The organism is Streptomyces sp. NPDC032745 (assembly GCF_055579465.1).
This window is the reverse complement of sequence record NZ_JBVING010000016.1, coordinates 77,891-103,199: the sequence shown is the minus strand read 5'-3', so window position 1 is coordinate 103,199 and position 25,309 is coordinate 77,891. Positions and strand designations below refer to the sequence as shown.

Annotated in this window: 29 protein-coding genes; 12 read left to right on the top strand and 17 right to left on the bottom strand. The window is 72.2% G+C overall.

Annotation, left to right across the window (positions count from 1 at the left end):
* Positions 1–54: 54 nt before the first annotated feature.
* Complete coding sequence (locus ACZ5WG_RS32540) at positions 55–516, bottom strand: Rieske (2Fe-2S) protein (protein WP_468727906.1); 462 nt, start codon at positions 514–516, stop codon at positions 55–57.
* A 157-nt stretch (positions 517–673) separates the two neighbouring features.
* Between ACZ5WG_RS32540 and ACZ5WG_RS32535 the strand changes: the two genes are divergently transcribed.
* The gene (locus tag ACZ5WG_RS32535; RefSeq protein ID WP_468727905.1) at positions 674–1,198 is read left to right on the top strand and encodes a DoxX family protein; all 525 of its coding nucleotides are present in this window, start codon (positions 674–676) and stop codon (positions 1,196–1,198) included.
* 33 nt (positions 1,199–1,231) lie between these two features.
* Here ACZ5WG_RS32535 and ACZ5WG_RS32530 read toward each other — a convergent pair whose 3' ends face one another.
* From ACZ5WG_RS32530 to ACZ5WG_RS32515, 4 genes are all read right to left on the bottom strand, one after another.
* Complete coding sequence (locus ACZ5WG_RS32530; RefSeq protein WP_468727904.1) at positions 1,232–1,693, bottom strand: hypothetical protein; 462 nt, start codon at positions 1,691–1,693, stop codon at positions 1,232–1,234.
* A 443-nt stretch (positions 1,694–2,136) separates the two neighbouring features.
* Positions 2,137–2,421, bottom strand: a complete 285-nt coding sequence (locus ACZ5WG_RS32525) for a hypothetical protein (RefSeq protein WP_468727902.1) — start codon at positions 2,419–2,421, stop codon at positions 2,137–2,139.
* Between the two features lie 119 nt (positions 2,422–2,540).
* Positions 2,541–3,587: a glycosyl hydrolase family 18 protein gene (locus tag ACZ5WG_RS32520; protein WP_468727901.1), complete on the bottom strand. Its 1,047-nt coding sequence runs from the start codon at positions 3,585–3,587 to the stop codon at positions 2,541–2,543.
* Between the two features lie 114 nt (positions 3,588–3,701).
* Positions 3,702–4,304 carry a DM13 domain-containing protein gene (locus ACZ5WG_RS32515; RefSeq protein WP_468727900.1) on the bottom strand — a complete coding sequence of 201 codons (603 nt, stop codon included), beginning with the start codon at positions 4,302–4,304 and terminating at the stop codon, positions 3,702–3,704.
* A 220-nt stretch (positions 4,305–4,524) separates the two neighbouring features.
* On the opposite strand from ACZ5WG_RS32515, the gene ACZ5WG_RS32510 reads away from it, so the two are divergent.
* From ACZ5WG_RS32510 to ACZ5WG_RS32490, 5 genes are all read left to right on the top strand, one after another.
* Positions 4,525–5,067, top strand: coding sequence for a hypothetical protein (locus tag ACZ5WG_RS32510; RefSeq protein WP_468727898.1), 543 nt, complete (start codon positions 4,525–4,527; stop codon positions 5,065–5,067).
* Between the two features lie 133 nt (positions 5,068–5,200).
* Complete coding sequence (locus tag ACZ5WG_RS32505) at positions 5,201–6,025, top strand: CPBP family intramembrane glutamic endopeptidase (protein WP_468727897.1); 825 nt, start codon at positions 5,201–5,203, stop codon at positions 6,023–6,025.
* A gap of 11 nt (positions 6,026–6,036) precedes the next feature.
* The gene (locus ACZ5WG_RS32500; RefSeq protein ID WP_468727896.1) at positions 6,037–7,308 is read left to right on the top strand and encodes a sensor histidine kinase; all 1,272 of its coding nucleotides are present in this window, start codon (positions 6,037–6,039) and stop codon (positions 7,306–7,308) included.
* Positions 7,272–7,916 (top strand): response regulator transcription factor, encoded by a 645-nt coding sequence (locus tag ACZ5WG_RS32495; RefSeq protein ID WP_468727895.1) that lies wholly within the window; start codon positions 7,272–7,274, stop codon positions 7,914–7,916. Before ACZ5WG_RS32500 ends, ACZ5WG_RS32495 begins: the two co-directional genes overlap by 37 nt.
* A 146-nt stretch (positions 7,917–8,062) precedes the next feature.
* Positions 8,063–9,562, top strand: coding sequence for a glycoside hydrolase family 18 protein (locus ACZ5WG_RS32490; RefSeq protein ID WP_468727894.1), 1,500 nt, complete (start codon positions 8,063–8,065; stop codon positions 9,560–9,562).
* A 49-nt stretch (positions 9,563–9,611) separates the two neighbouring features.
* Here ACZ5WG_RS32490 and ACZ5WG_RS32485 read toward each other — a convergent pair whose 3' ends face one another.
* Both ACZ5WG_RS32485 and ACZ5WG_RS32480 read right to left on the bottom strand, forming a co-directional pair.
* Positions 9,612–9,824 carry a hypothetical protein gene (locus ACZ5WG_RS32485; RefSeq protein ID WP_266660262.1) on the bottom strand — a complete coding sequence of 71 codons (213 nt, stop codon included), beginning with the start codon at positions 9,822–9,824 and terminating at the stop codon, positions 9,612–9,614.
* A 15-nt stretch (positions 9,825–9,839) separates the two neighbouring features.
* Positions 9,840–10,577, bottom strand: coding sequence for a VOC family protein (locus ACZ5WG_RS32480; RefSeq protein WP_468728114.1), 738 nt, complete (start codon positions 10,575–10,577; stop codon positions 9,840–9,842).
* 274 nt (positions 10,578–10,851) lie between these two features.
* Between ACZ5WG_RS32480 and ACZ5WG_RS32475 the strand changes: the two genes are divergently transcribed.
* Positions 10,852–12,048, top strand: coding sequence for an FUSC family protein (locus ACZ5WG_RS32475; RefSeq protein WP_468727892.1), 1,197 nt, complete (start codon positions 10,852–10,854; stop codon positions 12,046–12,048).
* Here ACZ5WG_RS32475 and ACZ5WG_RS32470 read toward each other — a convergent pair.
* From ACZ5WG_RS32470 to ACZ5WG_RS32445, 6 genes are all read right to left on the bottom strand, one after another.
* Positions 12,045–12,410 carry an SH3 domain-containing protein gene (locus ACZ5WG_RS32470; protein WP_468727891.1) on the bottom strand — a complete coding sequence of 122 codons (366 nt, stop codon included), beginning with the start codon at positions 12,408–12,410 and terminating at the stop codon, positions 12,045–12,047. The two genes, ACZ5WG_RS32475 and ACZ5WG_RS32470, sit on opposite strands and share 4 nt — an antisense overlap.
* Positions 12,411–12,685: 275 nt before the next feature.
* Positions 12,686–12,841: a DUF6131 family protein gene (locus ACZ5WG_RS32465; RefSeq protein ID WP_468727889.1), complete on the bottom strand. Its 156-nt coding sequence runs from the start codon at positions 12,839–12,841 to the stop codon at positions 12,686–12,688.
* A 342-nt stretch (positions 12,842–13,183) separates the two neighbouring features.
* Positions 13,184–13,573, bottom strand: coding sequence for a hypothetical protein (locus tag ACZ5WG_RS32460; RefSeq protein WP_468727888.1), 390 nt, complete (start codon positions 13,571–13,573; stop codon positions 13,184–13,186).
* Between the two features lie 71 nt (positions 13,574–13,644).
* Positions 13,645–14,676, bottom strand: a complete 1,032-nt coding sequence (locus ACZ5WG_RS32455; RefSeq protein ID WP_468727886.1) for a hypothetical protein — start codon at positions 14,674–14,676, stop codon at positions 13,645–13,647.
* Positions 14,677–14,810: 134 nt separating this feature from the next.
* Positions 14,811–15,086 carry an isoamylase early set domain-containing protein gene (locus ACZ5WG_RS32450; RefSeq protein ID WP_053789379.1) on the bottom strand — a complete coding sequence of 92 codons (276 nt, stop codon included), beginning with the start codon at positions 15,084–15,086 and terminating at the stop codon, positions 14,811–14,813.
* Positions 15,087–15,239: 153 nt separating this feature from the next.
* Complete coding sequence (locus ACZ5WG_RS32445) at positions 15,240–15,554, bottom strand: helix-turn-helix transcriptional regulator (protein WP_468727885.1); 315 nt, start codon at positions 15,552–15,554, stop codon at positions 15,240–15,242.
* 186 nt (positions 15,555–15,740) lie between these two features.
* Between ACZ5WG_RS32445 and ACZ5WG_RS32440 the strand changes: the two genes are divergently transcribed.
* Together ACZ5WG_RS32440 and ACZ5WG_RS32435 are read left to right on the top strand one after the other, a co-directional pair.
* Positions 15,741–16,148, top strand: a complete 408-nt coding sequence (locus ACZ5WG_RS32440; protein WP_468727884.1) for an STAS domain-containing protein — start codon at positions 15,741–15,743, stop codon at positions 16,146–16,148.
* Positions 16,149–16,159: 11 nt separating this feature from the next.
* A complete protein-coding gene (locus tag ACZ5WG_RS32435) occupies positions 16,160–16,588 on the top strand; it encodes a hypothetical protein (RefSeq protein ID WP_468727883.1) in 429 nt (142 codons plus the stop codon).
* 121 nt (positions 16,589–16,709) lie between these two features.
* Here ACZ5WG_RS32435 and ACZ5WG_RS32430 read toward each other — a convergent pair whose 3' ends face one another.
* The 4 genes from ACZ5WG_RS32430 to ACZ5WG_RS32415 form a co-directional block, all read right to left on the bottom strand.
* Positions 16,710–18,131 (bottom strand): NADP-dependent succinic semialdehyde dehydrogenase, encoded by a 1,422-nt coding sequence (locus tag ACZ5WG_RS32430; protein WP_468727882.1) that lies wholly within the window; start codon positions 18,129–18,131, stop codon positions 16,710–16,712.
* A 171-nt stretch (positions 18,132–18,302) separates the two neighbouring features.
* Positions 18,303–18,884 (bottom strand): hypothetical protein, encoded by a 582-nt coding sequence (locus ACZ5WG_RS32425; RefSeq protein ID WP_468727881.1) that lies wholly within the window; start codon positions 18,882–18,884, stop codon positions 18,303–18,305.
* A gap of 204 nt (positions 18,885–19,088) precedes the next feature.
* Entirely contained in the window at positions 19,089–19,373 is a 285-nt protein-coding gene (locus ACZ5WG_RS32420) for an Ig domain-containing protein (protein WP_468727880.1), read from the bottom strand.
* Positions 19,374–19,671: 298 nt separating this feature from the next.
* The gene (locus tag ACZ5WG_RS32415) at positions 19,672–20,841 is read right to left on the bottom strand and encodes an aminotransferase class V-fold PLP-dependent enzyme (protein ID WP_468727879.1); all 1,170 of its coding nucleotides are present in this window, start codon (positions 20,839–20,841) and stop codon (positions 19,672–19,674) included.
* Between the two features lie 245 nt (positions 20,842–21,086).
* Between ACZ5WG_RS32415 and ACZ5WG_RS32410 the strand changes: the two genes are divergently transcribed.
* The 3 genes from ACZ5WG_RS32410 to ACZ5WG_RS32400 all read left to right on the top strand — a co-directional run bounded on the left by ACZ5WG_RS32410 (position 21,087) and on the right by ACZ5WG_RS32400 (position 25,263).
* Positions 21,087–21,869 carry a class I SAM-dependent methyltransferase gene (locus ACZ5WG_RS32410; protein WP_468727878.1) on the top strand — a complete coding sequence of 261 codons (783 nt, stop codon included), beginning with the start codon at positions 21,087–21,089 and terminating at the stop codon, positions 21,867–21,869.
* A gap of 35 nt (positions 21,870–21,904) precedes the next feature.
* Positions 21,905–22,312 carry a DUF3224 domain-containing protein gene (locus tag ACZ5WG_RS32405; protein ID WP_468727877.1) on the top strand — a complete coding sequence of 136 codons (408 nt, stop codon included), beginning with the start codon at positions 21,905–21,907 and terminating at the stop codon, positions 22,310–22,312.
* A 194-nt stretch (positions 22,313–22,506) separates the two neighbouring features.
* Positions 22,507–25,263, top strand: coding sequence for a glycoside hydrolase family 2 protein (locus tag ACZ5WG_RS32400; protein ID WP_468728112.1), 2,757 nt, complete (start codon positions 22,507–22,509; stop codon positions 25,261–25,263).
* Positions 25,264–25,309: the final 46 nt, after the last annotated feature.

The following is a 25,309-nucleotide window of genomic DNA, read 5'->3' as shown; positions in this document are numbered from 1 at the left end:
TCGAGCGGTGCGGACGTCCGCCGCCGGGCTCGGCGAGTCCGGCGGCGGACCGGTTCAGGCGAGGGAGATCTTGTCGCCCTCCACGGATATCTTGGCCGCCGCCAGCGGACGGGTGGCGGGGCCTCCGGCGACCGTACCGTCCGCGATCTTGAAGAGGCTCTGGTGGCAGGGGCAGACGATGTTTCCGTCCTTCACCGTCGCGACCGAGCAGCCCTGATGCGTACAGGTCGCCGAGAAGGCCTTGAACTGACCTGCCATCGGCTGGGTGACGACCACCTTCTGGTCCTTGAACACCTTGCCTCCTCCGACCGGGATGTCCGAGGTCTGAGCGAGCGCCTGGCCGCCGCCGGCACCGCCGCCGGCACCTCCACTGCCACCGCCCGCCGAGGGTGCGGCAGGCGCGTTGTCGGCTGCTGCGTCCGACCCGCCGTCGCTGCCGCAGCCGCTCAGGACGGTGCCTGCCAGCGTGGCGGCGCCCGCCGCGAGAACCGTGCGCCGACGCGTGGTGTCACCCATGGCCGTATCTCCTTCTCGTACCGGAAGCGGACCGGAGCATCCCTTGCCACTCCAGCCTCAGCAGGAACACGCAGGGAAGCGGCAGGCGGTTCAACGCGTCCTTCGCGGAATTTCGGCCGAACCGGAGCGCGTGCTCCTGCGTGTCCAGGGTGTGACTATGACATCCCCCGACCTGCGCACCCGAGCGGCCGAGTACGCACTCCTGCCGCTGCGCCTCTTCCTCGGCATCACCTTCGTCTACGCCGGGCTGGACAAGCTGACCGACGCCGCGTTCCTGTCCGCCGGCGGTGACGGCTCGATCGGACAGCAGATGGAAGCCGTACGGGACTCGGCCGCCCTTCCCGGGCTGATCGAACTCTCCTCGCAGAACCCGGTGGGCTTCGGCATCGCGATGGCCCTCGGTGAACTGGCCGTCGGCCTGGGCGCCCTCGCGGGGCTGCTGACCCGGGTCGCGGCCCTCGGCGGCGCCCTGATCTCGCTGAGCCTGTGGCTGACCATCAGCTGGCCGACCACCCCGTACTACTACGGCAACGACCTGGTGTACCTGATGGCCTGGATCCCGCTGGTCCTCGCAGGCGCCCCTGCGCTCTCCCTCGACGCGCTGCTGCACCGCCGGCGGCGCCGGCCGGCCTCGGCGCACGCGAGGTCCGGCCCGAACCCGGCCACCGCCGTCCCGTCCTGAGCCGCCCGGGATGCTGTGTCAGATGAGGCCGTGTCAGGTCCCTCGGCCGTGACGGCGCGGCGGCGAGGCGTCGAGCAGGGCCCACACCCGGCGCCCGTCCGGCCCGACGTCACTTCCGCAGCTGACCACGGTGCGCAGGGCCGCGAGTTCGGCGAGGACGGCTCCCTCGTCGGGTGCGCCACCGGCCACGTGGCTGAGGGCGACGGCGAGGATGCGGTGGTCCTGGTCGGCGAGGTGGACGCTGATCCGTTTGCCGCCGTCGGCGACCGCCGCGTCGACGAGACGCCGTACGGCGGTCTCGAGGTCCGGCTCGTCGAGGTGTGCGTATCCCCAGGCCCGGACCGTGGCCGTCGCCCGGGCGCCGGCTTTCCCCGCGGCCCACGGGTCCGCGCGGAACGTCAGCCCGGCGGTCTGCCTGTTGCGGATCTCCATCCGCGGGCGGGCCCGGTCCGGCGGCACGTTCGACCCGCCCGCCTCAGCCGGTGTCGTAGTCATGCGAACACGCTACGCGCACGGACGGACTCTCCGAAAGGCCCGCAGGGCCGGAGGGGTTGGTTGACGGCGGTGGTGCGGCCACACGCGCGGGGGTAGGGCCGCACCCGCGGTTCAGCGCCGCTGCCAGAGCTGTCCGGGGCCGCCGTGGCAGGGCATCTGTCGCACCTCGCGGCGACTGCCGGACGGCATGCCCGCGTCCCCCAGGCAGAGCCCGGTGACCCGGTTCCTGATGGTGTGCCGGCGCAGCTCGGTGGACGGGTCGTCGAGGATGGTGTCCGTCCGTACAGAACTGCTGGTGGGCGGCGTCTTCCTTGCAGTTGACCTGTTGGACGAGGGCGTAACGCCTGATTCCGCGGCGGACTCGGCCCGCGCGAGCCCGCCATGCGCTGACGCCGATGGGGCGGGCGCTGCCGGGCGGCCGCGCGCACGGGCCGGCCGGCTGCTCAGCCCAGCGTCACGGCGACCAGCGCCGCGGTGACGGTGATCGCCGCGCAGGTCAGCAGTAACGGCCGCCCGGTGGTCAGCACCCATCCGATACCGCGGCCTCCGGCGGTGGCCGATGCCGGGTCCTCTTGTAAGGCCGGGCCGTCACCCGCCGTCGGGCGCGCGGTGGCGGCAGCCTCGCGCAGGAGGGCGCACTGACGGCACTCCTCCGTACCGTGGAGGGACGAGTCGGAGTCGATCCAGTACGCGCCGTTGAGCTCTGCGAAAGAAACATCGGGGGACACGACTGGACGCGTAGAAGCTTCCATGACCGCCAAACGGACCGCCCGCCGCGGAAGCAACGGTGACCACCGCATCCGAGACCGGATCGTCACCGGAGAGCCGTCGACCCCATCCGGATGGGTCATTGCCCGGCCAGGGTCTTCCACAGGGCGGAGTCCTCGAAGCCCAGGGCCCAGAGGCCGGGGGCGCGGACTTCGAAGCGGGCGAGGACCTCCAGGTGGGCGGCTGAACCGCGGGCGTCCTGGTACCAGACCTCGTGGCGTTCGCCGTCGTCGTCCGTGTAAGTGAAGTGCGGGGTGCCGGAGGCGGTGTCGTACGTGTAATCCGCGCCCACCGTGCGGCGCAGGGCCTCGGCCTCCCGGGTGGTGACGTGCTCGGCCCGGGCCGTGGAGCCCACCGTCCAGTTCCAGCCGTACGCCGGCAGCGCCACCTCCAGTTTGCCGCGGGGCACGTTGGCGGTGGCGTAGGCGAGGAACTCCTCGTACCAGGCCAGGGAGGAGAGCGGGCCCGGTGCTTCCAAGGCGTTGTGAAGGTTGTAGCCCATGATGCGCAGCCGGTCGGCGACGGACCCCAGGTGGGCGTAGTCGAAGGCCTGGCCCGAGTCGCGGGTGCGGGGCATGACCGTGATCACGCACTGTTTGGCCAAGGCGTGCAGGCGGGCGCACAGTTCGGTGGTCAGTGCGTTGTAGCCGGTGCGGACCTGTTCGCGAAGGGCCGCGTCCTCGGTCTCGGTCATCCGCTCGTAGTCGAGGTCGAGCCCGTCGTACCGGCGACTTGCGGCGACGTCCATCAGGGCTTCGACGTGCGCGGCGCGGCGGGCCGGATCGCGCAACAGGGCCGCCATCGCGGGGGCGTCGAGGCTTTCCGTGACGGTGGGGACCACCTTGATGCCCTTGGCGCGGAGGCCGTCGATGATCCGGCGGTCCCCCGCGCCGGTCTCGCCCTTGACGGCGCTCTCACCGGAGGTCGCGTACCAGAACGGGCTGACGGTGTGGAGCTGGCCGGCGTGGGCCAGGGCGTCCTGGTAGCCGGCCTCGATGTTCCACCAGGGCAGCCAGGCGGACACCGTACGGGCGGTTGCCGGGGGTTCGGCGGTCGTCGGCGCGGGGGCCGCCCCCGACAGGGTGAGCGTGGCGGCCACGAGGAGGCCGGTGAGCGCGTTCTTCATGCCCACGACCCTGACGCCCGCCGGACGCCCGCCGGGTGACGGCACGTCGGGCAGACGAGTGGTGGCCCGGCGGACGGGCGACCGTGCACGTCCTCGTGCGGAGGTCCCGTCGGTTCAGGCGGCCTGGAGGGCCGCGGCGCCGAAGGACACGTTGAAACGGTCGCACCAGATGGTGACGCTCGAGTAGTCGGCGAGGTTCACACCGGCCGGGATCTCGTAGTTCTGGTCGCCCTTGTTGCCCTTGAGCTTGCCCAGGCTCACGTACTTGCCGTCGTCGAAGACGAACCAGCCGTCCGATCCCTCCTTCACCGGCGCGTCGGTCAGCCACACGCGCAGGTCGGGGCCGCTGCTGGTGTCGAGGTTCTCGAGCCGGAGCGTGCGCGAGCCGTCGGGCAGCCTGATGAGCTTGACCGTGCCGGTGGTGCTGTGCTCGTGGCTGATCAGGGAGCCCTGGGCAACGACCTGCGGTCCCGGAGCCGGGGCCGCCCCCGGCCGCGAGCCGGACCCCGGGGCGGTGGAGGCAGTGGGCAGCGCCTCGTTGACCGTGGAGTTCTGCCAGAGCTTCCACGGCTGGGCCCAGTAGAGCCCGGCGCCCAGCACCAGCGTGGCCGCGACCAGCACCCATGCCAGCAACCGGCCGCGCCGCCGGCGTGTCGCCGGCGCCGTCCCCGTTGCGGCCCCGGCCCCGGTCCCGGCCCCGGTCCCCGTCCTCGTCATGACAGCCCCTCTTCGTCGATGCGTTCCCTCGCCATTCAACGCGGCCGGGTGATCCGAGCGCCATGATCCCCTGATGACGAAAGTCTTACGTCCGCCGCAGGCCGGGCGGCCCGACGGCGATCCGATGGCCGTCGATCCGGGCGCCCGGTGTGCCGCATGACAGACTGCGTCCTTGATCGCGGGGGCATCGGGCTGCCGTGCACGGTGAATCGGGAGAGTAGTGCGCAAGGCGAAGTGGGCGGCTGCGGCTGCTGGTGTGGTGCTGTTGGCCGCGGGTTGCGGTAGCGAGGGCGGTACGGACAAGGGCAAGGGCGGCGAGGCCCCGGCGTCCGGTTCCTCGGCCCCGGCGGCCGGCGCGGGGGCGGGCTCGGGCGGCTCCGGCACCCTGGATGCCGCCGCAGTGAAGAAGGAGATCGAGTCCGCGGCCACGGCGGCCGGCTTCGCCGAGAAGCCCGGTGACGACGTACCGGCGAACCTGAAGTCCTGCATGGTCTCCTGGACCGCGGACAGCAAGAAGGTCTCCGACTCCAGGAAGTCCTACGACGCCACGGTCGCGACCCTGGCCAAGGGAGGCTGGAAGGAGACCCGGACCGTCGATCAGCCGGCCGCGGTCATCAAGGCGCTGGACAAGAGCGGCTGGAGCGTGAAGGCGAGCCACCAGGGCAAGGCGGGCGCCCTGCTGGTCGTCTCGTTCATCGCCACGGACAACGGTCCGACGTGCGCGAAGGCCTTCCAGGAAGACCTCGCCAAGAACAAGCAGTAGCCCCTCCTCCTTGCCCGGCCGGGTGGGGTGTACCTGGGTACACCCCACCCGGCAACCAGGTGCAGTGGCTGCGGCCTCGACTGAAGGCATCGTCGACGGCGTAGCAGTTCGACCCCTGACGGAGGCTGAGGACATGGGGAACGCCGATGGACAGACCCTGGCGAGACCGGACGCGGACGGAGCGCCACGCATCGCCGGGCCGGGCGGCCGGGTCACGGCGAAGGCGGCGGTGTTCCTCGCCGTCGCCTTCCTGGCGGCCGGCGCGCTCGGGGCCGCTCAGGCGGGGACGCCGATCCCCACCGAGGTCGTCCAACTGGCGCAGTTCGGACCGGCTCTCGGAGTCGCGGTGGTTGCCCTGCTCTGGCGGGGCGAGATCCGGAGCCTGCTCTCCGGGGCACTGCGCGGCGGCGGACGCTTCGGCAGTCGCGGCGTCCTGCTGCTCGCCACCGCGCCCCTGATCGTCGCCCTCTGTGCGACGGCCTACGGCGTCGTCACCGGAGACGTCCGGTTCACCGGCCCGAGCGCGCTGGGGAACCCCTTCGCCGTGATCGTGGTGGCGCAGTTCATCGGTGCGTGCGGCGAGGAGCTCGGCTGGCGCTGTCTGCTCCAGCCTCTGCTCCGTACGCGCTGCGGCCCGCTCGCGTCGTCGGTCACGGTGGGTCTGCTGTGGGGCGTCTGGCACGTTCAGGTCTTCGCGCAGGACCCGGCGTACGCGGGGGCGTTCCTGCTCGCGACCGTGTCCCTGTCGGTGGTGCTGGGGTCCGCCCTGGAGCGGGTGTGCGGGTCGCGGCTCCTGCTCGCCGGCGGATTTCATATGCTGATCAACTTGGGCCTGTTGCTGTTCATGGACGAGGAATCAGGAGCCGTTCTCCCGATGGTGCTGTTTGCTCTGGCCGGTCTGGCGGCGGCCGTCGTATGGACCCTGGGAGCCAAGCGGGCTGGGGGCCGGGCGCGTTGACGGAGGACACGGTGAGGGCACAGCCGGGCGCACGGCCTTGGGTCGCCGTCGTGCGCTGCCAGCTGCTGAGCCTGCTCGCCCTCGCCGTGTCCTGCACCGGCGGGCTCGTGGTGGTCGCCCTGCTGCTCCTGCCGGTCGGAGCCGGATTCCCGCTGCTGCCGCCCGCCGCGAAGGCACTGCGCGCCCTGTCGGACCGCTCCCGCAGGTGGGCCACCGGGTGGAGCGGCATCCGGCTCAGCCCGCCCGAGCCGTTGACCGTGGACCGCACCGCGTCCCGCCGTACGAGGGTCGCGGCGGTCCTCGGGAACGAGGGGTTCTGGCGCGACCTCGCCTGGGCCTGGCTGGAGCCACTGATCGGCGGGCTGCTCGTGGCCGTTCCCCTCGCGCTCGTCGAGTACGGGGCGTTCGGCGCGCTGGTGCAGCCGCTGGTGTGGCGGCGGCTGGGGGACGGCAACTGGTATGCGTTCATTCCGGTGCACAGCACCCCGACGATGCTCGCCGCGCTGGTGCTCGGCCTCGCGTTCATCGCCGCCGGCGTGTACGGCGCACCCGCCGTGCTCCGGCTCCACGCACGCTGGAGCCGGTCGCTGCTGTCCGCACCGCGTACCGTCGAACTCACGCGCCGGGTAGGGCAGTTGACCGATGCGCGCACCGAGGCGCTGGACATCCAGGCGGCGGAGCTGCGCCGCATCGAGCGGGACCTGCACGACGGTGCCCAGGCCCGCCTCGTCGCGCTGGGTATGGCACTGGACCGGGCCGCCCAGCTCATCGACACCGATCCGGCCGCCGCCCGCGGCCTGTTGACGGACGGCCGGGAGACCTCCGCCAGGGCCCTGCAGGATCTGCGGGAGCTGGTGCGAGGCATCCATCCTCCGGTACTGGCCGACCGCGGTCTCGGGGACGCCGTCCGGTCGCTGGCGCTCGACAGCTTCCTCGACGTGCACGTCGACAACCGGCTGCCGGGCCGGCTGCCGGCGCCTGTCGAATCCGCAGCGTACTTCGCGGTGAACGAGCTGCTGGCCAACGCGGCGAAGCACTCGGGCGCCCGGCGCGTCAGCGTGCTCCTGGAACACCACGAGGGTGCACTGCTGCGGATCGCGGTCGTCGACGACGGCCGCGGCGGCGCGGACGACTGCGCCGGTGGCACCGGACTGCGAGGCGTCCGCCGCCGGTTGGGTACGTTCGACGGCATCCTCGTCCTGCACAGCCCGCAGGGCGGCCCGACCACCGTGACGATGGAGATTCCATGCGTGTTGTCCTCGCCGAAGACCTCTTCCTTCTGAGGGACGGGCTGGTGCGCACGCTCCAGGACCACGGTTGCGAGGTGGTGGCGGCGGTGGACAACGGCCCGGCCCTGCTGCGGGCGTTGCTGGCCGAGGCGCCGGACGTCGCGGTGGTCGACGTCCGGCTGCCGCCGACGTTCACCGACGAGGGGCTGCAGGCAGCGTTGGAAGCACGGCGCCGACGCCCGGGCCTGCCCGTCCTCGTGCTGTCCCAGTACGTCGAGCAGCTCTACGCCAACGAGCTGCTGGCGGACGGCGCCGGGGGCATCGGCTATCTGCTGAAGGACCGGGTGACCGACACCGGGCAGTTCGTCGACGCTGTCCGCCGCGTCGCGGCCGGCGGTACGGCCATGGACCCGCAGGTCATCGCGAAGCTGCTGGCGCGCAGTGACGCCCGCGGGCTGACGGACGGGCTGACCGCGCGGGAGCACGCCGTCCTGGAGCTGATGGCCGAGGGCCGGTCGAACGCGGCGATAGCCGCCGGGCTGCACATCAGCGAGAGCGCCGTGGCCAAACACACGGCCGGTATCTTCGCGAAACTCCGCATCTCGCCGTCGCCCGACGACAACCGCCGGGTGCTGGCCGTGCTGGCCCATCTGAAACGGTGAGCACGGCGAGGCGGCATTAACCCTCCCCGATCCGTTCCTTAAGCCGGCCTCAAGAACACGGGCGTGGGGCCCGAACCGCACGTTTGTCCGTTTTCCGGTCGCTAGCGTGCTGCTCGAACCTCATCCCCGCACAGAGGCAGGTCCTCATGGCTGGCAATTCCCATCGCCGTACGACGAGCGCCAAGGCGAAGGCGGCCGCGGCAGTGGCCGTCGCGGCGGCCGTCGGGGGCACCGCCCTGGTGCTGACCGGTACCGCACAGGCAGCGTCGGTCGGCGCGACCTTCACCAAGGCGAGCAGCTGGAACACCGGCTACACCGGGCAGTACGTCATCACCAACCGCAGCGGCGGCACGCTCAAGGAATGGACCCTCGAGTTCGACCTGCCCGCCGGCACCGCCCTGTCCTCCCTCTGGAACGGCGAACACACCGTCAACGGGCAGCATGTGACGGTCAAGCCGCCCCGGTGGGACACGGCCGGTCTCACGGCCGGCGGCTCCGTCACCATCGGCTTCGTGACCAGCGCGAGCGGGAACCCGGGCAGCCCGACGGGGTGCCTGATCAACAAGGAGAAGTGTTCCCCGGCCACCGGGCCGACGCCCAGCCCCAGCGGCCGTCCCACCACCGCGCCGACGGCCTCCGCCTCGCCCAGCTCCAAGCCGACGGCCGCCCCCACCGCGACGGCCACGGCGACGGCGACGGCGACGGCCACTGCGAAGCCGACCCCGACCGTGCCCCCGGGCGGCGGCACCACCACCTCGGCCGGGTTCGCGCCGTACGTGGACACCTCGCTCTACCCGGCCTTCGATCTCCTGGACACGGCGGCCAAGACCGGGGTGAAGGAGTTCAACCTCGCCTTCATCACCTCCGGCGGCGGCTGCTCCCCGCTCTGGGGCGGTGTCACGGCTCTCGGAGACGACCGGGTCGCCTCGCAGATCGCCGCGCTGCGCGCCAAGGGCGGGGACGTCCGGGTGTCGTTCGGCGGTGCGGCCGGTTCCGAGCTGGGCCTGGCGTGCAGCTCCCCCGCCGACCTCGCCGCCGCGTACGGCAAGGTGGTGGACACGTACAAGCTGACCAAGGTGGACTTCGACATCGAGGGCGCGGCCCTGCCCGACACCGCGGCGAACACCCGGCGCGCGCAGGCCATAGCTCAGCTGCAGAAGTCGCATCCCGGGCTCGACGTCTCGTTCACCCTGCCCGTGATGCCCGAGGGGCTCACCCAGCCCGGCGTCGACCTGATCGGCAACGCCCGGCAGAACGGTGTGGCGGTCTCCGCCGTCAACATCATGGCGATGGACTACGGGCCGGCGTACAGCGGCGACATGGGCGGCTACGCCATCCAGGCGGCCACCGCGACGCAGGCGCAGATCAAGGGCGTCCTGGGCCTGAGCGACGCGGCGGCGTGGAAGACGGTGGCCATCACGCCGATGATCGGTGTCAACGACGTCTCCAGCGAGATCTTCAAGGTGGACGACGCCACCCAGCTCGTGGAGTTCGCCAGGTCCAAGGGTCTCGGCTGGCTAGCGATGTGGTCGGGCGCCCGTGACAAGCAGTGCCCGGGCGGCGCGAAGAACTCCGCCGACGCGACGTGCTCGTCCATCGTCCAGGAACCCCTCGCCTTCACGAAGGCCTTCGCCGCCCGCGGCTAGCAGGTGTCCGGCCTGAGAGCGAAGGCCGCCGCGCGCACAGCGCGGAGGCTCAGGGGGAGCCTCCCGTGACACGCTTGGCCGCTTCGCTCTCGGCCGCGGGCGGTGACAGCTCGGAGAGGGTGTCGAGCGCGTGGTCGTCTCGCAGTTCTGCCTCCCAGGCAGCCGCCAGCTCCTCCTGCCGCTCACGCGGCAGCTGCTCGATCTCTTCCCGGCGGGCCGGGGTCAGGGCCTTCAAGAACCGCGAGAGCTCATCCATGGCCATCGTTCTCCTCCTTCGTCAAGCGGGCGTGTCCGGGGGCGCGACCACCGTGAAGAGGCCGCCGTCCGGGTCGCTCAGGGTGACCCGGCGGCCCGTGGCCGTGGTGTGGACGGGTGAGACGGTCCGGCCGCCGAGCCGGACGGCGGTCTCCACGGCGGCTTCGAGGTCGGGCACGTGGAAGTGGACGTGCCAGCGCGGCCGGACCTGCGGATCCGGGGCCTCTTCGACGGCTCCGCCGCTGATCAGGGCCACGGTGTCGCGGCCTCGGCGGACGACGACGTGGCCGTGCTCGTACGAGACGTCGCAGCACCCGGGGCGCTCACAGGCCCAGTCGAGCACCTCGCCGTAGAACACGGCCGCGGCGAAGGCGTCGCGGGTGCGCAGTTCGAGCCATCCGGCAGCGCCACCCGGATGTGCCGTCCAGTCCGGGATCACCTCGCCCTGCCAGAATCCGAAGACCGCGCCGTCGGGGTCGGCCGCGAGAGCGGCGCGCCCGGTTCCGAAGGCCAGCGGGCCCACCGCCATCGTGGCGCCGCGCTCGCGCACCCGGGCGGCGGTGTCGTCCGCGTCATCGACGGCGAAGTACGGGGTCCACGCCACCGGCACACCGAGGCGCGGGGCCAGCGCACCGATTCCGGCGACCGGTACGCCGTCCTGCAGCGCGACGGAGAATCCCTCGCCGAGGCGGGTCGGGCGGAACTTCCAGCCCAGTACGGCGCCGTAGAACTGATGGGCGGAATCGAGATCGCGGGCCATCAGGGTGACCCAGCACGGCGCGCCGAACACCTCATGACTTGACGTCGACACCGGCTCCGACCTCCCTCGACCTCCCCCCGACACACACTAGCCCGGAGCCGGGTGACCGGCCCCGAGGCCGGGCCGCTCGTGTCTCGGGCGAGCCGCCGCCCGAAAACAACGTACACCGTACGGGGCGCGGGGAGTGCGGAGGCGGGCAGCGGCTGCCCGGCCGGACGTGGTTTCGTGATCCGTGTGACGCGTGGTGCCGCCGAGTCCGGGAAGGAAGGCACGTATGCCGGAAGTCATCGTCACCGTACGCTCCCTCGTCCGCCGCCACCGGGAACCTGTCGTCGTACAAGCCGTCCGGTCGACGGCGGCGGCCGTGGTGTCCTACGTCGTCGCGCTCTGGCTGAGCAGCGAGCCGGCGCCCCTGACCGCACCGCTGACGGCGTTGCTCGTCGTCCAGGTGACCCTCTACACCACCCTGACCACCGGCATCCGCCGGGTGAACTCGGTCGTCGCGGGTGTCCTGGTCGCCATCGGGTTCAGCGCCCTCGTCGGTCTCACCTGGTGGAGCCTGGGCCTGGTCATCCTCACCTCGCTCGTCGTGGGCCATCTGGTGCGGGTCGACGAGTTCGTCCCCGAGGTCGCGATCAGCGCGATGCTGGTGCTCGGGGTGACACAGGTGGCGGCCACGGCCTGGGACCGCGTACTGGAGACCCTGATCGGAGCCGTTGTGGGGCTCCTGTTCAACGTCTTCCTCGCACCGCCCGTATGGGTGGCGCCGGCGAGCGAGGCGATCACCTCGCTGACCGGCCGCATGCGCGACCTGCTGGTCCACATCGGCGACGAACTGGACCAGCACACGCCCGTGGAGCAGGCGGCGGCACGACTGCACGAGGCACGGCGGCTGGACAACGACATCGCGCACGTGGACTCGGCGCTGCGACAGGCCGAGGACAGCCTGCGTCTCAACCCTCGGGTGAAGGAGGCGCTCCTCTTCCGCCTGGTGCTCCGTACAGGACTCGACACGCTGGAGATCTGCGCCGTGGTCCTGCGGGTCTGCTGCCGCACCCTGACCGACCTGGCCAAGACGCGCACGGACGGCCCGCTCTTCCCGGAACACGTCGCGCAGGCGCTGCGGGAGCTGTTCGCGCACATGGCGATCGCGCTCGAGAACTTCGCCGTACTGATCACCGCGCAGATCACCGCCAGTGCGGAGGAGGCGGAAGTCCGGCTGACGCAGGAGCTCGCGGCGGCGCGGATCAGCCGTGAGCGGGCCGCGCGTCTTCTGCAGGAGGAGGCGCGATCGCGGCCGGGGTCGTGGCAGCTGTACGGGGCCCTGCTCGCGGAAGCCGACCGGGTGCTGGACGAACTGGGGGTGGAGAAGCGCTCCGAACGGCTCGTGGAGGAGCTCGACCGGCACTCGCGCACGGCGCGCGCCCGGCGCCCTCAGCTGCAGCGCCTGTGGCGGGGCCGCTCGGCCTAACGGCACCACTGGACGGGCGTGTAGTTGTGGACGAAGCGGGCCGAGACCCAGCCGGGCGTGCCGTGCAGCCGGTACCAGATGTTGTTGCCCTCCACCCAGGCGCCCTTGGCCTGGCAGGACAGCTCGACCTTCTCGTTCGGGGCCAGCGACCCGATCACCTTCGCCGAGGTCGTCGGCTTGATCCGTACGTGGAGGGACGCGCGGGCGACCACCACGCCCTTCACGTGCGCGTCACGGGCGCCCGCGGCAGGCACGGCCGGTCCCGGTGCGGCCTCAGCCGCTGCCGCCGGCACCGCCGGGAGCAGCAGCCCCAGGCCCACCGCTGCCATCACCAGCGCCGTCTGGATGTTCCGCTGCCCCATGCGCTTCTCCCGTTCCGTGGTGCGTGCATGCCTCGGCCTGCCGTTCGCGGCCGGGCCTGCGATCGACACTGCCTCGGCAACGGCCGCCCGATCCCGGCGGCATGCCGCCCACTCACCCTTATGGCGCAGCGACTTCCTTATGGCACAGCTTCCTTATGGCACAGCGACTTCGCCGCCCGCCGACGCTGCACCCGTCATGGCGCATCCCCGGCAGGACACCCGCCCTGCCGGGGAGCACGCGCACGGGGCCGCTCACTGGGCCGCAAGGGCCTGCGTCACCAGTAGTGCTTGCGGCCTCCGACCGCGTGCCCGACGGCGCCGAGCAGCCAGAGGACCAGGCCCACCACGACGAGAATCAGGCCAATCGTCCACAGAATCGAGATTCCGGTGACGAATCCTATGATCAGCAGGATCACTCCGAGGACAATCACGACTACCTCCCGGCGCCCCGGCACTTGAGTGCACCAGGACACCCTGCGTGTACCATAAATGCCGCATTTCATGCCTCGGTGGCGCCTGTAATCGAATCCGGGAGCGAAGACCCCGGGCACCGTCCGCCGCGCTCGTCTCGCGGTGGGGCGCAGTGACCGGGCTCGAGGTCCCCGCCCTCGCCACCACCGGGCGCATGCGTCGGTGGGCACGGGACTGCCGTCCGTGCTGTGCCGATGAGGATCTCGCTGACCGTCAGGTACGCCGGACTCGCCCCGGCCGGGGCGAAGAAGAGGCACCGGTATGAACCGGGCCGTCCGGCCGGCGGACCGCTGCCCGCGGTCTCACGGCTCGGAATAGCTGAAGTCGCCCATCGTCCAGGCGCTGACGTCCTTGATCGCGATCCGGTACATGCCGCCGGTCTCGGGGATGCCCACGGTGCCCTGGAGGATCCTGGCGACGTGGAAGTGCAAGTAGGAGGGGGGGTGTGGTGCGCCGCGCGGGGGGACGTCCGCCCCCTCGGCCCCTTCGGCATCCATGAAGAGGCTCGCGAACGGACCGAGCCGGTCCGAATCCGCCAGGACTTCGGCCACCCGCCGCCGCCATGCGCTCTCGGGAGCGAGGCGGCCGGTGATGACGGCTCCGTGCACCAGGACGGTCAACGACATCTGATTGGTCTGCTGCGACTCCACCGCGGCGGCGATGGCAACGAGCAGGTCGTCAGGCTTCGACATGGGCAGGAATGCTACAAGCTCCGCCGCGGAACCCGGGCGTGTTCACCCGTGAGCCGAGCCGGGGCGCGGCGTCAGCCGGCGAAACCGAGGTGCACGTGGTCGTGGTGCGTATCGTCGGAGAAGAACTGGTTCGGTGTGGCTCCGCCCGAAAGGCGTACGGGGCCGCCGACGTTGTACGAGCCTGCGGCCGCCGCCGAGCGCATGAATGCGGTGATCAGGCTGCGCGGGGTGGCGGGGTCGACGATCGGACGGCCGTCGATGCCCCAGACGTCGAAGGCGCGGCCGACCGGGTGGTCGCTGGGGCGGCTCGTGCCGAACACGTTGAGCGGGTGTCCCGACCGGACCACGCTGACCGACATCCGGTACGTCTCGGCGAGCCGGAGCATCGCGCGCAGCACGCCCTCGTGCACCGCCCCGCTGCGGATGTCCGCGGCGGAGGCGGGCGGCAGCTCGATCCGGGGCTGGGCGAGCACCGCCCGTGCCGAGGCTCCGAGCGGTGCCGCGGGGCCCGGGCGCCCGGGGTGCAGAGCGGTGACGGCCCAGCCCGTGGAGGTGCGGTCGAGGCGGACGTCGACGGTGGTTCCGCCCTGGCGGACGACCCCGCCGGTACGGGTGCTCTGGGCGCAGGGGATCAGGACGCTCGCGGTGTCCGCCAGGAGGCCGCCGTACTGCGCGTCGATCACGCGGACGACGGCTTGGTCCGCCGGAGGTGTCAACGGCCCCGCTTCGGCGGCGAGGCGGGCGGCCAGGGGGCCGGCGATGCCGAGCGCCGCGGCCCGCTGCGCCGCATGGCGCGGGCCGCCTTGGCCCGACGGCCAGGTCCCGAGCGCCTCGACGAGCCGTACGGCGGCGAGTTTGGCCGCGGGTTCGATCTCGCCCGGTCCCGGCAGCCACGGAGCCGCGGCCGGAAGACTGGCCGTGGGCCCGGGCGAGGCGGACGCGCGCGCGGCCCCGGCAGGCGTGGCGTGCCGGGCGGCGGGCGACGTTTCCGTGCCCGGCGCGCACCCTGCCGCACCGGCGCACCAGGCGGCCGTGCCCAGCAGCAGCGAACGGCGTCCGATGCCCTCGGACGGACTCTCGCGGATCGCGGGAGGCAGGACCATGACCGGCTCCTCGAACATCCGGGTGTGGACTGCCGCCCTCGGCCATCGGCCCCGCCTCCGAGCACCGGCGTGGTGCCCGGAGGCGTTCTCGTCGTCCCGGGTCTCTGCCCGGGTTCCGATCGGGGGGAAGGGCCTCAGGTGTGGAGGCGGCCGTTGGTGCCGTCGTGGGCGTCCGCGTGCGCGTCGTCGAACCAGTAGTCGCCGGCCGCCAGGTACCGGAAGGAGTGCACCTGCTTGGTCGGCAGCTTGACGGTTACGGCGCGCGAGCCGTCGGCACGCGGAGTCAGCGTGTGCGTACCCGGCTTCCAGTCGTTGAAGTCACCGACGACGCTGACCGGGCCGGGCGGCTCGTCGCCCGGCAGGACGAACGTCACCTCGGTACGGTCCTTGCGCAGCTTGCGTTCCAGCATGGACAGGCCTCCCACGAAGACACGGACGGGCATGGAGCCCGGTCCATCGTGTCGCCCGCGGGGTTCCACACCCGGCAACACGGCCGCCACACCACTCGTGTGGCTGCTACCGGCCTTCCCGAAGCCGCTCCGGCTCCGGCCCGCCCGGACCCGCTAGCGCCTCGCCGGGGACACGTCCTCGGCGAGCAGGGCGAGCAGGCCCGCGACCTCGTGGCCCGCCTCGGCGGGGTGCCGGAACATCGCCCCCTCGGCGATTTCGTACCGGTTGCGCCTCCCGTCGCGCGAGCGGGTCAGGTACCCGTCGGCTTCGAGGTCCGCCACGATCGCCTGGACCGTGCGCTCGGTGAGTCCGCAGGTCGCCGCGACATCGCGCAGCCGGACCCCGGGGTCCCGTGAGATGGCGACGAGGACCCGTGCATGGTTGGTCAGGAACGTCCACGTGACGCGGCGCTCTGAGCTGCTTTCCATGTCTCCATCATGCGCCGCCCCATTCGCGTGAGACAAGTCGCGTGAGGCGTATCGCGTAAAGCAAGACGCGAGAAACAAGACGTGCAAGGGAAGACGCGAAATATTTTTCCCGTAATTCTTGACGCATGACAGGACGCGGCGGACGATCGAGATGACAGCGATCCGACTGGGCCAAGGGAGTCGGAGATGTCCCCAGCTCGGCAAGGCGCGGCAAAGGCGCGGACGGACGAAGCACGGTCGACCGTCCGCGTGGAACCGGATGGCGCGGGCGGCGCGGTGGTCGTCCTCGCCGGAGAAATCGATCAGGACTGTGCCGCGGAGGTTCAGGACGTCCTGATGTCCGCCCTGGGCGCCCATCCCGAAGGGGTGGTCCTCGATCTGGCTGCCGTGACCTTCTGCGACTGCGCCTGCCTGAACGTCCTGCTGCACGCCCGTCTGAGAGCACGCGTCGATCCCGGCCGGCACTTCAAGGTCCGGAGCATGAGTGCCCGCGTTGCCCGCCTGCTCGCGCTGACGGACACCCTCGCGTACTTCCCGAACGGCGACCGGTCGGGGCGAGACCCCGTCCGACCGGGCGGACCTCCAGCGGGGTGAGCGCGCGGCCGATGACTCACGGTGTACGGGAACGTCGAGGGGATCCGGGCCGGGACGCCCAGTCTGCTGCTGGCGATGTCCGGGCTGGCCGTCATGGTCACTGCGCGACGACCTGCGCGATCGCGGTCCTGGCCGCGGGGCTCGGACCGGCGATCACGCACCCGGACGGCCACACCCCCGACGGAGCGCGCCGGCTGCTGTGCGGAAGCGTTGCCGGGTACTTCGGCGTCGGCGTCCTGGCCGCCTTGGTGGCCGGTGCGTCCTGGCGCCGGACCCTGCTGTGGGCGCGGCCCTGCCTGCTGCTGACGCTGCTCCTGGCCCTGCCGGCGGGCCGCTTCGGCGCGGTGTGGCTGCTCTGGGGGCTGGTCGCGGCCGTGGTCTGGCAGACCGCATGCGCTTCGGACGTGCCGGGGCGGCTGAGCGGGCGCCGTCGTACGTGACGTGCGTGCGTGCGTGCGCGGAGCGAGACGGCCGCCGTCCGGCGGGCACCGTCGGGGGCGATCATGAGGTCGGGGTTCCCGGCCGACAGCCGGGTACCCGCGGGCCCCGGCTCGGCAGCGCCTACGAGCCCGTGCCGGGCTCGGCCGCGTGCCACACCGTCGTCGCGTTGCAGAACTCGCGGATGCCGTGGCCCGACAGCTCTCGCCCGTAACCCGAGCGCTTCACGCCGCCGAAGGGCAGTGCCGGGTGGGAGGCGGTCATGCCGTTGAAGAAGATCCCGCCGGCCTCGATGTCCCGTACGAAGCGCTCCTGCTCGGCCTCGTCACGAGTCCAGACGTTCGAACTCAGGCCGAAGGGGGTGTCGTTGGCGAGCTCCACCGCCTCGTCGAGGCCCTGGACCCGGTACACGGTGGCCACCGGGCCGAACGCCTCCTCGCGGTGGATCCGCATCTCGGGGGTGATCCCGGTGAGCACGGTCGGTTCGTAGAACCAGCCCCCCGACAGGTCCTCAGGCAGCCCGTTCGGCCGCCTGCCGCCGCACAGGGCCTTGGCTCCGCGGCGTACGGCGTCCTCGACCAGCTCCTCGACGTCGGCGCGGCCCTGCTCGGTGGCGAGCGGACCGACGTCCGTGGACTCCGACAGCGGGTCGCCGACGGTCAGCGCGGCCATCCGGGCCGTGAAGCTGCGGGTGAACTCCTCATGGACGTCCTCGTGCACGAGGAAGCGCTTGGCCGCGATGCAGGACTGCCCGTTGTTCTGCACCCGGGCCGTGACGGCGACCGCTGCGGCCCGTTCGACGTCGGCCGACGGCATCACCACGAACGGGTCGCTGCCGCCCAGCTCCAGGACGGTCTTCTTCACCTCGTCGCCGGCGATCGCGGCGACGGACCGGCCGGCCGGCTCGCTCCCGGTCAGGGTCGCCGCCGCGACCCTGGGGTCGCGGAGGATGCCCTCGACGGCGCGGGAGGACACCAGCAGCGTCTGGAACACCCCGGCGGGGAAGCCGGCGCGCCGGAAGAGGTCGCCCAGGTACAGCGCGGTCTGCGGCACGTTCGACGCGTGCTTGAGCAGGCCCGCGTTGCCCGCCATCAGAGCGGGCGCTGCGAAGCGGACGACCTGCCAGAGGGGGAAGTTCCACGGCATCACGGCGAGGACCACGCCGAGGGGGCGGTAGTGGACCCGGGCGCGGGAGGCTCCGGCGTCCGCCACCTCGGCCTGGGCGGGGTGCTCGTCGGCCAGCAGCTCCTCGGCGTTGCGCGCGTACCAGCGCATGGCCTTCGCGCACTTGGCCGCTTCCGCCCGGGCGGCGGCGAGCGGCTTGCCCATCTCGAGCGTCATCGTACGGGCGATGGCGTCCTGGTCCCGGTCCAGCAGGTCGGCCGCGCGGTCGAGGAGCCGGGCGCGCTCGGCGAATTCCGTCGTACGGTAGCTCCTGAAAGCCGAGTCAGCGGCTGCCAGGCACTGCTCGATCTGCTCGGCCCCCAGCTCGTCGAACGTCTTGAGCGTCTCGCCGTTCGCGGGGTTGACGGTTGCGATGGGCACGTCAGGCTCTCCTCGTCCTCGATGCGTCGCATCGGACCGTACCGGCCCTGCCCCGTCCGCCCGGGACGGAGCCGTGGCGTGTCAGTCCGGGAAGCGGATTCACTCGATCGCCGGAGCCACCGGAGCGTCTGCCCGAGCGGTTCGCACCGCCGCGGCCGCGGTGTGCGGCGGCTACGCGTCCGGGCCGCGCCTGGCAGCGGCCAGCAGCGTACTCACGGCCAGCAGGGCCACGGCCCACAATCCGGCAGTCCAGGGCGAGTTCTCGCCCTCCAGGACCGGGGACACCCGGTGCCGGGAGTCGTAGGCGACCCGGATCTCCGCACCCGCGGCAGCGATGCGCCGGTCGTCCCTGAGCTCATCGGGGTAGCCGCCGGGGCAGTTCAGCACATGGCGGTACACGGTCTTCTCCGCGGGAGCGCCCTCCCCGGCGGAGCCCTGCACGCTGGCCTGGACGTCGCGTATGACGGACGGGGCGACCTCCCCGCGCGAGGCGGCCTGATCTGCGGCCGTCACGGTCAGCAGCAGCCCCAGGGCCAGGAAGAGCGCACCGAAGAGACTGCCGCTCCCGCGGACGAGCGCGAAGTACGCCACCGAGCCGCCGATGACGAGCACCGCTCCGCCCGCCAACGCGACCGTGCCGGACGGCGCCGAGGTGCCGCCGTAGCACCAGTGGGCCCAGGCGTACACGGCAGCGGCCGCCACGACGGGCACCGGCGCGGCGACCCGCCACACCTGCGGTTCAGCCCCTGGCATGAACACCACCCCCCTCCCCCCGCTGGGACGCCTGCGCCGCACCGACGGTTCACGCGTTCGCGTGGTTCGCCATTTCGGCAGTTCGGCAGTTCGGCAGTTCGGCGTCCCGAGGGGAATTCCAGCGGGGGACTCCCCCCGGTGTCGCGGGCGGGGCGCGGCGTGCGCCGGCACCCCGCCCGCGACGGGGTTCTCAGGGCCGGCGGGTCAGCAGCGCGGGCAGGCGTCGCGGATCACGCGCCAGGTGAACGTGGTGGAGGCCGTGGCGCCCGCGGCATCCTTGACGGTGACCGTCACGGTGCGGGTTCCACTGCCGCGCAGCAGGCCGGAGATCAGCCCGGTCGACGCGTTGATCGTCAGGCCGACCGGCAGATTGAGCGCCGACCAGGTGTACGGGGTCGTGCCACCGCCGGCGGTCATCTGCAGCCGGACGCTGTCGTACTGGTAGTTGACCTGGTTGCCGGGGAAGCCCACCACCGGTGCTGCGGCCACGGAGCTGACCGCGGTTGTGGCGGGCTGCGCGGCGGCAACCGCGGCCGACGAGCCGACAGGGGCGGCCAGGACTGCCGCCAAGCCCACGGCCAGGACCGCTAATCGACGTGGGACACGCTTGTTCGATCTCAACATGACCTCCGAACTCGCTTGTGGAGAAGCTGTGTTCAAAGTGCGATGGACATCGGAATCCTACGCACGGGTATGCGATTTCCTCTAGAAGGCCGCAGCGGGCCTTTGTGGGGCTGCCTGGCGCCGTCGAGCTGCTGACGCGGTTCCGGGCCGGTTCAGGGCCTGTTCAGGGCCTGTTCAGGGCGGCGTCCAGCGCGGTGAGCAGCTGGTCGATGTCGGCGCCGGTGGTGTGGAGATGCGGGCTGATGCGGATCGCCGAGCCCCTGGCCCCGACGAACACGTTCGCCTCCTCCAGCGCGGCCACCACGCGCTGCTGGAGCCCCTCGGGGACCGTGATGCCGAGCATGTGCGGTCCGCGGGGCGCGGGGACCGGCAGGCCCCGCTCGCGGGCCGCCGAGGCGATACGGGCCGTGGTCGCCGCCAGGGTGACGGCGATGCGGGGGACGGTCCAGGCCGACAGCTGTTCCAGGGCTGCGAGGGCCATGGGGGTGAGTTCGAAGGCGGTGCGGGCGCCCACGTCGAAGCGGCGGGCCCCGGGCTGGTACTCGGTGCGGTAGTCGACGAGCCGCGCGAAATCCTGGGAGTCCTTGCGCAGGATCCAGTTCTCCTCCAGCGGCCGCCCCTCCTGGTGCTCCGGAGCCACGTACAGGTAGCCGAGCCCGAAGGGGCCGAGCAGCCACTTGTAGCCGACGCTGACGACGAAGTCGGGCTGCAGCGTGCTCATGTCGATCGGGATCGCCCCGGCGGACTGGCTGGCGTCGACGACCAGGGCGGCGCCCGCGGCCCGGGTGGCCTCGGCGATCCGGTCCAGGTCGAGCAGCGCGCCGTCGGTCCAGTGCACCCGGGGCACCGAGACCACGGCCACGCCGTCGGCGTGTGCGGTGAGTGCGTCCAGGACGGCCTCGGTCCAGGTCTGGCCGGGCTCCCGGTCGACGGTGAGCATCGAGGCCCCCGTACGCTCGGCGAACCGCCACCAGGTGTAGATGCCGGACGGGTACTCGCCGGCGAGGACCAGGACCCGGCTGCCGGCCGGCGCCGTCAGGTTGGCGGCGGCCACCGCGAACCCGTAGCTCGTCGCCGGTACGAGGGCGATGTCGTCTGCGGCTGCCCCGATGAGCTCCGCGAACAGCGCCCTGCGCAGTTCTGCCGCACTGAACCAGTCGGCGCCCTGGATCCGCCACGGCTGCGCGCGCTTGAGGAGGGCGCCCTCGCCTGCGACGAGGCCGGTGCGCAGGGTCGGTGCCAGGCTCGCGGTGTTGAAGTAGGCGATGCCGTCGGGGATGTCGAACAGCTCACGGGCGTTGGGGAGCAGCTCGCTACCGACAGGCGAGGTCATGTCATGCCTTTCGAGACGTGCGGCTCCGCAGAGCCGGGCAGGGCCGGAGCCCACCACACTGCCCGGCCTCCGGGGCGTGAAACATCAGCCGCCCCGGCGGAAGGGCGCACTCGCCCCACTTGGCCGACCCGTGGTACGCGGGCGCAGCGGATCGGCCGGCGGTTCCGCTCCCGCGGCCCCGCGCCGTGTACGGGACGGGCGCGCCGCTGCCGTCACCCGTCCCGCCGGGCCGATAGTGGGGAGCTGTGAGCAACGGGTCAGAGGGACACATGCAAGAGGGCGGCGCCTGGTCCGGGCCTGCCGGGGCAGAGGCGTTCGCGGCGGTGGAGGCGGCCACGGACTGGCTGCTCGGCTATCCGTTCGTGTTCGAGGCCCTGTCCCGCCGCCGGATCGGCGAGGACGAGGTGCTCGTGGACTACGGCTGCGGGCCCGGACGGGTGGCCGACCAGGCGGCGCGCGTGCTGGGCGCACGGGTGCTGGGGGTGGACGCGTCCGCCGAGATGCTGGCGCTGGCCCGGAGCACGGCGACGGAGGTGGCGGAGTTCCACCTGGTCAGGGACGGCCGCGTGACCGGCCTGCCCGACGGGTGCGCGGACGCGGTGATGTGCAATCACGTCCTGGCCTCGCTGCCGACCGAGGAGGCCGTGCTCACGGTGCTCGCCGAGATCCGCCGCCTGCTGCGGCCGGGGGCACCGCTCGTGCTGCTGACCACCGACCCCGCCTGTACGGGGCTGGAGTACGCCTCGCTGCGCGTGGGCACGGCGGGGGCCGCGTACCTGCCGGGCGAGGAGATGCCGCTACGGCTGCGGCGCACCGACGGTTCCTGGCAGGAGGTGCGCAACCACGCCTGGCCCGTGGACCTGCTGCCGCCTCTGTTGGAACGCGCCCGCTTCCGCGATGTCACCGGGCGCCGGCCGACCGTGGACGAGGCCCTGGCCATCGCCGACCCGGCCCTCGTGCAGCGGTACGCGTGGGCGGCGGAGCGGTCCGAACCGCCGCTGGTGATCACCTCCGCCCTCGCAGCCTGAGGGCGTTGTCAGTGGGGCGGCCTACGATTCGGGGCATGCGAGCTTCAGGAACCTTCACCGTTGCCGAGTTCACCCCGGCCCCCGTACCGGGCCCGGAGATCGAGACCGCGATGCCCGTCGGTGTCGCCACGATGCGCAAGCAGTACGAGGGCGAGGTGGCCGGCCGGTCCGCCACGCTGTTCACCTCCGCGTTCGACCACGCCAGCGGTACGGGGACGTACGTCGCGATGGAGTCGTTCGAGGGAGCCCTCAACGGGCTGGCGGGCGCCTTCAACTTCGCGCATTGCGCCACCACCCTCGGCGAAGGCAGACAGAACGAGTTCTTCGCCATCGTCCCGTCCAGTGGTACGGGTGCGCTGGCGGGGATCACGGGGGCGGGCGGCATGGCGGTGGACGCCGACGGCACCCACCGGATCTGGTTCGACTACGAAATCAGCCGGTAGACCCGGAGCCACCCGCACCCGTGATTGGTCCGGACGCGTGCGGCGCGTCCAGCGATCCGGCACGTCGGTTCCGTTAGGTTGAGGGCCGCCCCTCCAGCGCGTATGACGCGGATTCCCGGCCAGCCTCCCCGGAGACCACCGTGTTCCCCTCTCCTGTGCGTGTCCTTCGGGTTGTCCCGTTTGTTCGGTGGGAGATCTCGGTCCTGGCCGTATTCGGCCTGTTGGGTGCGCTCGTCGCGGGTGCTCCGGCCGCGGCTCCCTCCCCTCGGGCAGCGCACGTACGAGCGGTGACCGCCGTCCCCACGGCGCCGGGAAGCACCACCCCGTTGTCCGGGTACGCCATCCGGTCGACGGCCGAGGTCTCCGACGCGGCGTCCGTCGTCTCGGCCCCGGGCTACCGGACGACGGGCTGGTACCCGGCCGGGCCGCGTTCCACCGTGCTCGCGGCCCTGGTCGCGGACGGCAAGCACCCCGACCCTTTCTTCTCCACCAACCAGCAGCGCATCCCGGCCGCCGATTTCACCGTGCCGTGGTGGTTCCGCGCCGAGTTCACCGTCGAGGACGCCTCCTCGCGCACGTACCTGGACTTCAGCGGGGTGGTCTCAGCCGCGGACGTGTTCGTCAACGGCAAGCAGGTCGCCACCGCGTCCGCGGTCGCCGGCGCGTACACCCGTCATGAGCTCGACGTCACCGCTCTGGTGCGGGCCGGCGCCAATGCGGTGGCCTTCCGGATCCAGCCCAACAACCCCCGCAAGAACCTGACCATGGGCTGGCTCGACTGGTTGCAGCCGCCCCCGGACGAGAACATGGGCATCGTCCGCGACGTGCTCGTACGGCGCGGCGGCCCCCTCGCCCTGCGCGATGCGCACGTGGTCACCAGCCTGGCACTGCCGTCCCTGGCCTCCGCGGACCTGACCGTCAAGGCGCAGGTGCGCAACGACTCGGCCGAAGCCGTCACGGCCACCCTCTCCGGCACCATCGGCGCCACCGGCCCCACCGGCCCCACCAGCACCGGCATCGCCTTCCGCCGGGACGTACCCCTGCGCGCCCACGAGACGAAGACGGTGGCCTTCGCCCCGGCCGACACGCCGCAGCTGCACCTCGACTCCCCGCGCGTGTGGTGGCCCGCCGGGATGGGCGCGCAGGAGCTGTACGCCCTCGACCTGACGGTCACCGTCCCGGCCCCAGGGCCCGCAGCGGAGTCCGGGGCCGTGTCCGACCGCTCCCGCCACGGCTTCGGCATCCGCAGCGTGCAGGCCCCGCTCAACAAGGACGGTGCCCGCCAGTACTCCGTCAACGGCCGGCCCCTGCTCATCCGGGGCGCCGGCTGGTCCCCCGACGAGCTGCTGCGCTGGGACCCCGTCTACGCCGAGGACCGGCTGGCGTACGCACGCGACCTCGGCCTCAACACCCTGCGCCTGGAAGGGCACCTCGAACAGGACGAGTTCTTCGACCTCGCCGACCGGTACGGGATCCTCACCCTGCCGGGCTGGCAGTGCTGTACCAAGTGGGAGGGCGAGGTCAACGGCACCGAGGCCGGAGAGAGCTGGACCGCGGCCGACCACCCGGTCGCCAAGGCCTCCATGGCGGCCGAGGCCGCGCGCCTGCGCGATCACCCCAGCGTCATCTCCTTCCTCATCGGCAGCGATTTCGCCCCGGACGCGGAGATCGAGAAGGGCTACCTCGACGCGCTGGAGGCCGCCGACTGGCCCACGCCGGTGATCCCCGCCGCCTCCGCCAAATCCGCACCTCTCAGCGGCCCTTCGGGGATGCGGATGCCCGGCCCGTACGACTGGGTGCCGCCCGGATACTGGTACGACAAACGGGAGGGCGGAGCCACCGGCTTCAACTCCGAGACCAGCGCCGGCCCCGACGTCCCCACCCTCGACACCCTGCGCCGCATGATGTCCCCCGCCGAGCTCACCGCCCTCTGGAAGGACCCGGCCGCGCCGCAGTACCACCGCTCCCCCTCCCGCACCTACGCCACGCTCAAGCTGTACGACGATGCGCTGACCGCCCGGTACGGCGCCCCGCGCAGCCTCGAGGACTACGTCGCCAAGGCGCAGCTCGCCCAGTACGAGAACGTCCGCGCGCAGTTCGAGGCGTACGCGCGCAACGCCACCGACGCCTCGAAGCCGTCGACGGGGGTGATCTACTGGATGTTCAACAGCGGCTGGACCTCGCTGCACTGGCAGCTCGTGGACCGCTTCCTCGACCAGGGCGGCGCCTACTCCGGCGCGAAGAAGGCGAACGAGCCGCTGCACATCCAGTACTCCTACGACGACCGCACCGTGGCCGTCGTCAACCGCCGCCCGGCGGCGGTGTCGGGGCTGACCGCGCGGGTCTCCCTCTTCAACACGGACGGGACGCAGAAGTACGACCGGACCGTGACCGGTCTCGGCGTCGGCGGGGACGGTGCGAAGGCCACCGCGCTGACCCTTCCGGCCTCGGTGGAGGGGCTGTCCACCACCCATCTCGCGCGGCTGGTCCTGACGGACGCCGCCGGCCGCGAGGTGAGCCGCAACGTGTACTGGCTCTCCACGCGCCGGGACGTCTCCGACTACGACGAGAGCGACTGGTACCACACCCCGACCACCGCCTACGCCGACCTCACCGGCCTGCGGTCCATGGCGCAGGCCTCCGTGTCCGCCACGGCTACGACGGCCGTGGGCGCCGATGCGCCGGCGACCTCCACGACCACCGTCACGGTACGCAACACCGGCACCGGGAACACCCCGGCCCTGCTCACCGACCTCCATCTGGTGGACGGCAAGGACGTCCCCGTCCTGCCCGTCCAGTGGTCCGACAATCAGATCAGCCTCTGGCCCGGTGAGTCGGCGACCCTGACCGCGACGTACCGCACCGCCGATCTGCACGGGTCCGCGCCCCGGATCAGGGTCTCGGGCTGGAACACGCCGACGGCCACGGTCCCGGCCACCGGGCGCCGGTAGACCGGTCGGCCCGGGCGGGGGTGGCAGAAACCGGCCCGCCTGCAGT